3 protein-coding genes and 1 pseudogene are annotated in these 4,030 nt (G+C 69.5%); 1 reads left to right on the top strand and 3 read right to left on the bottom strand.

Annotated elements, in window-relative coordinates; all coding sequences use genetic code 11:
• The 3 genes and pseudogenes from ACFFCA_RS19695 to ACFFCA_RS19685 all read right to left on the bottom strand — a co-directional run.
• A pseudogene (locus ACFFCA_RS19695) lies at window positions 1-576 on the bottom strand (hypothetical protein); the annotation flags it as partial.
• 22 nt (window positions 577-598) lie between these two features.
• Window positions 599-1,090 (bottom strand): hypothetical protein, encoded by a 492-nt coding sequence (locus tag ACFFCA_RS19690; protein WP_375487970.1) that lies wholly within the window; start codon window positions 1,088-1,090, stop codon window positions 599-601.
• An 11-nt stretch (window positions 1,091-1,101) separates the two neighbouring features.
• On the bottom strand, window positions 1,102-2,640 hold the full coding sequence (locus ACFFCA_RS19685) for a hypothetical protein (protein WP_375487968.1): 1,539 nt from the start codon (window positions 2,638-2,640) through the stop codon (window positions 1,102-1,104).
• 287 nt (window positions 2,641-2,927) lie between these two features.
• Here ACFFCA_RS19685 and ACFFCA_RS19680 point away from each other — a divergent pair.
• On the top strand, window positions 2,928-4,030 hold a 1,103-nt coding region (locus ACFFCA_RS19680; RefSeq protein ID WP_375487966.1), incomplete at its 3' end, for a serine/threonine-protein kinase.

Raw genomic sequence — 4,030 nt, 5'->3', positions numbered from 1 at the left:
GGTCGGGCTCGGGTGCGGTTCGGGAGAGGGCCGCGCGGGCGCCACGGCTGCGGCGGCCGGGGCGGCGGCCACAGCCGTCGCGGCGGGCACGTCGTTGGTCGTGGTGACCGACACGTCGTCGGCCACGGCGAGCAGCAGGCTGCCGGCCCGGGTGGTGCCGGAGCCGAGATCGCTCCAGCGCGGCACCGGCGCATCGGTGTCGACGTCGCCGAGACCGGCCCGGATGGAGCGCACCGCACCCGGCAGCACACTGCGGACGCCCTCGTGGCCGGCCGGCAACGCCAGGCGCTGCTCGCCGTACTCGGTGGCCACCACCGCCCAGGCGTGGCCCACGACGCTGATCGCCAGACCGTTCGGGCTCGGCGCGAACGCCACGTAGTCGACGCCGCGCGCGACCGCACCGACGCGGTCGGCCAGCGCCGACCCGTCACCGCCGCCGTGCGCCACCTGCTCGTGAGCGTCGACGATCGCATCGACGACGTCCTCGGCGCCCGCGGGGGCCGAGGTGAGCACGATCAGGTCGCCGTACCGGGCGAGGACCCCGTCCCCCGACGTCGAATGCAGCCTGATGCTCACGCCAGTACTCCGTTCGCTGCGCTCATACGAGTCTGCCGCCGAAGAAGCGCCAGTGGATGTTGAAGACGCGCATGGGCCCATTCACCCACACCCAGACCGCCAACCAGACCAGGACGAAGTCGACGATGAAGAAAACGATGGGGATGAGATGGTCGGGGCGTGGGTCGGCGTCCCAGCCCTTGATCCACGGCAGCAGCCCGTTGTCGCCGAGGAAGAACACCAGCGCACCCTCGTTGAGGATGGTGGCGAAGCCGAAGAACGTCGGCCAGTCCTTCTCCCACCGCCACTGCATCAACAGGTGGTAGACGCACTCCCAGCCGATGCCGATGACGCCCGTCCACAGCAGGATCGCGAACGCGTCCTGGAAGCGGTCGCTGGTGTTGATGTCGATGGACACGCCGTTGGTGTCCAGCGTCGCCGGGATGATCAACGCGACGATCGCGGTGACGATCCCGCCGACGACGGCGGTGAAGAAGATGCGGGACTGGATCCGTCCCCAGAGCGTGGGAAGCATGTCGTCCCGTCCTAGATCTGCGTGTTTTTGGCCCACTTGAGCCACTGGCTGACCGACCGCGCCGGCCCGATCTTCTTGCAGAACCCACGTCGAGCGAGGTCGTCGGCAATCTCCTGGGCCGCCACCTGTAGACCCAGGAACGTGTCGACGCCCGGGAAATACCCGCCGAGGGTCGGTGATCCGGACGCATAGATCGCGCCCTGCGCGCTCGCGGTGCCGCGCAGCTCGAAGGAGCGCTCGACGTCGAGGCGGCCCTTGGGGTTGCGGCCCGCCCCGCTGTGGTCGAGCAGGTCCTTGAGCACCCGGTGCTCGGCGATGTCGGCCTCGAGCCCCGTGCAATCGATGACGAAGTCCGCGGCGACGTCGAACGGGCCCTGCTGGGTCTTCACCGTCGTGACGATCCGGCCGTCGGGAGCCACCGCCATCGACTCGGCGGTGCCCTGCATGAGGCGGTACCAGCCCTGGTCGCGGCCCTCCTTCATGTCGGCCTGCCAGCTGCGCCGCCACGGCGTGTTCGTGCCGCCCATCTCGTCGTAGGCGACCGCGCGCTCGTTGCCCTCGAGCCGGCGCATCTTCGACTTCAGCTGCCCGCCCCACACCGACTTCGGGTAATTGAAGCCCTGGTAGGCGAAGCCGTTGCCGCCCTTCCGGCGGTTCCAGGCGTTCTTGCCGTGCGAGCTGCTGATGAAGGTGCGGAAGAGGTGGACGATCTGGACGTTGGTGTTGTACTTGCGGCGGTCGTCCATGAGCCGCTGCAGCACGCGCGAGGCGACGATGCCGCCGCCGCGGATCAGCACCGTGCCGGGCCGGGTGCGCAACTGGTTGTAGACGTGCTCGTGGTCCTCGTAGGCGCTGACGACGTGGTGGAAGTCCTGCATCTTGGTGCGGAACTCCTGCAGGTCGGGCAGGTACTTCAGCCCCGGGTACCCGATCGCGACGTGCACGTACTGCGAGCGGAAGGCGACGCGTTTGGTGGTGGCCGCGCCCTCGGGCGGCGTGAGGATGGTGAAGTACCCGCCGCCCTGCCGGCGACGGATCATCCGCACCTGGCCCTTGACGAGCATGTCCCAGTAGCGGATGCGCTTGGCCTCACGCTCGAGATGGCCGAACACCATGCCGGCCTTCGGCGTGTAGAAGTCGCGCCACATCGGTTCGAGGAAGACCTGGATCGCGGTCTTGAGCTTCTTCTCGCGCCAGGCCTCCTCGATCGCGTAGGACGGGAAGCCCCAGATGTTGTCCGGGCGGGAGGCGGAGTCGGAGCGGATGCGCTCGGGACGCGGGATCTGCGACACCCGGGTGAGGTACTCATAGGTCTGCCACGGGTGGTCGATGTTGGACAGCACCCGGATGTGCTCGGTGGGCACGCCGGCGATGCGCAGGTAGTCGGTCGTGACGAACGAGCCGATGCCGCCGCCGATCGTGACGAACGGGACGTCGACGATCGGGATACCCGCGGCCTGCACCATCTGGTCGTTCCACCAGTCCGACGCGATCAACTGGTCGTTGAGATCGCCCCGTTGTGCCGGCGTGTTCTCCTGCGCGACCGACATGTCACTCCCCTTCGTCACCTGCTGTCCGCGATGCTCGCCGCACCCGCGTCATGACGCGGCCCCGGCGAGTGGAGCAGACGATATCCAGATCATGAGGAGGAGGTAAGGGAAAAGATCGGCCCCGTCCGCGGTTCGTCACAAACGACGCCGGCCGAACCGAACAGACCGGGCAAACCGACGTCGTCCGTCTGTCGTCAGGACGTTGGACCCGGTGTCCGCGTGCGATCATGCCGGTGCCGGAGGCCGCCCGGGCGCGCCGGCGACCACGGCGGCGGAAGGGGCGACGGGTGCCCGAGGAGTTCGGTCGCTACCGGCTCATGGAGTTGCTCGGTCGCGGCGGCATGGGCGAGGTCTACCGCGCCGTGGACACCGTGCGGGACCGGGTGGTCGCCCTCAAGGTGCTGCCCGACTACCTGGCCGGCGACGAGTCCTTCGAGTCCCGGTTCCGCCGCGAGTCACGCATGGCGGCCAAGCTCAACGAGCCGCACATCATCCCCATCCACGACTTCGGCGAGATCGACGGACGGCTGTTCCTCGACATGCGCCTGGTCGAGGGACAGGACCTCGGCTCGGTCCTGGACACCCGCACCACCCTGCCGGTGGCCACGGCCGTCGACATCGTGGCCCAGATCGCCGCCGCCCTCGATGCGGCGCACGCCGCCGGCCTGGTGCACCGCGACGTCAAGCCGTCCAACATCCTGCTGACCGGGCTGGGCGACGACCCGGATGCGGTGCCCTTCGCCTACCTCGTCGACTTCGGGATCGCCCGCTCGTCGGCGCAGGACGGCACGGCGCTGACCGCCACCACCGCGACGGTCGGCACCGTCGCCTACATGTCGCCGGAACGGATCAACGGCGAGGCCAGCGACCTGCGCACCGACGTCTACGCGTTGGCCTGCGTGCTCTACGAGACCCTTACCGGCCGCAAGCCCTACGAGGGCGAGATGTTCGCCCAGATGTACGCGCACATGAACACGCCGCCACCGCTGGCCTCGGAGCGTCGGCGGGAGGTACCGGCGCAGCTGGACGCGGTGATCGTCAAGGGGATGGCCAAGGACCCGGAAGACCGCTACGGCAGCGCCGGCGCACTGGCCGCCGCGGCGCGCAGCGCCACCCGGGGGACCACGCGCACCGATGTCGTGCCGGAGCCGGTGGCGGACGACATCACCCCGCCGACACGGGCGTGGACACCACCGCCCACGGGCCGCGCCGACACACCTCCCCTCGGAGCGCAGCGCATCGACACGCCTGCTCCGTTCGACGCCCCTGCTCAGTTCGACACGCCTGCCCACTTCGACACGCCTGCCCACTTCGACGCATCAGCCCGCCTCGACAAGCCTGCGCGCTTCGACGCCCCGGCCCGCTACGACACCCCAGCCCGCTACAACGC

It is taken from the genome of uncultured Jatrophihabitans sp., from assembly GCF_964252635.1.
In the GTDB taxonomy this organism is placed as follows: domain Bacteria; phylum Actinomycetota; class Actinomycetes; order Mycobacteriales; family Jatrophihabitantaceae; genus Jatrophihabitans.
The sequence above is the reverse complement of the archived record's forward strand: the minus strand, read 5'-3'. Positions and strand labels throughout refer to the sequence as shown.

Coding starts and splice junctions, on each gene's coding strand:
- ACFFCA_RS19685 (WP_375487968.1), bottom strand. CDS start 2,640: ATGTCGGTCGCGCAGGAGAACACGCCGGCACAACGGGGCGATCTCAAC.
- ACFFCA_RS19690 (WP_375487970.1), bottom strand. CDS start 1,090: ATGCTTCCCACGCTCTGGGGACGGATCCAGTCCCGCATCTTCTTCACC.